The organism is Paenarthrobacter sp. CM16 (assembly GCF_013179505.1).
Classification (GTDB): domain Bacteria; phylum Actinomycetota; class Actinomycetes; order Actinomycetales; family Micrococcaceae; genus Arthrobacter.
Genome location: NZ_JABMCX010000569.1, coordinates 1 through 1,010, shown reverse-complemented (window position 1 = coordinate 1,010; position 1,010 = coordinate 1). Strand labels below are relative to the sequence as shown.

The following is a 1,010-nucleotide window of genomic DNA, read 5'->3' as shown; positions in this document are numbered from 1 at the left end:
ATGGCCTGCGCAACGGCTTTATGGTCACACTCGGTGGAATTGCCGGATTCGTGGTGGGTGCCGTTGCTGCGTTCATCGCGGTGCCGCTTGTGAGTGGCTGGGTGACGGACAGTGGTTGGAGGCTGACCGCTACGGTGGGTGCCGCCGTCGTGCTTATAGCTTTGGGCCACGGGCTGGGGACCATGATCGGACGCAGAATCCGCCATGCCGTGCGGATCAAGCCGCTGCATGCCGTTGACCGGTTGATCGGTGGCGTGGTGAGTGTGGTGGTGGCTGCGCTGGTCATGTCCATGTTGGCGTTCAGCATCAGTTCGCTGGGCGTGCCTTTTGTTTCCCAGCAGCTGGCCGGTTCCCGTGTGATCCGCTACATCGACAACATCACTCCAACGCCGGTCAAGAGCACCATGGCACAGCTGCGGTCCACGGTGATCGGCGACGGCATCCCCAAACTCATCGAGGGCATCGGGCCCGTGACTCCGGTGCCTGTCCCCAACGCCTCCACGGACACCCCGGCCCTCAACCAGGCCGCCGAGTCAGTCCTCAAGATCGCGGGCACAGCCTTTGAATGCGGCCAGAACCAGACCGGATCCGGATTTGTCGTCTCGCCCGGGCGCGTCGTGACCAATGCGCACGTTGTGGCGGGCGTGTCGCAGCCGGTGGTGGAAGTGCCCGACGGCGGCGCGTTGCCGGGTCGGGTGGTGTACTTCGACCCCCAGCGTGACATCGCAGTCCTGGCCGTGGATGGACTGCAGTCCAGTCCGCTGCCGATGAGTGCCGACCTGCCCGAAGGCAGCCCCGCGGCCTTTGCCGGGTACCCGCACGGCGGTCCTTTCCAATCAAAGCCGGCCACCGTCCAAGGGATTTCGACCATCATTGTCCCGGACATCTACGGGAGCAATCCTTCTCCGGAGCTGGTCTATAAGCTGGCCGGTGACGTTCAGCCGGGCAACTCCGGCGGTCCGCTGCTCACCATGCAGGGCGAAGTGGCCGGGCTCATCTTCGCCAAAACA

At 64.5% G+C, this 1,010-nt stretch carries 1 protein-coding gene; it reads left to right on the top strand.

The genetic code is table 11. From position 1 onward, the window contains the following. Positions 1 to 1,010 (top strand): MarP family serine protease (locus tag HP499_RS24545; protein ID WP_172326615.1); only part of this gene is annotated, 1,010 nt, incomplete at both ends.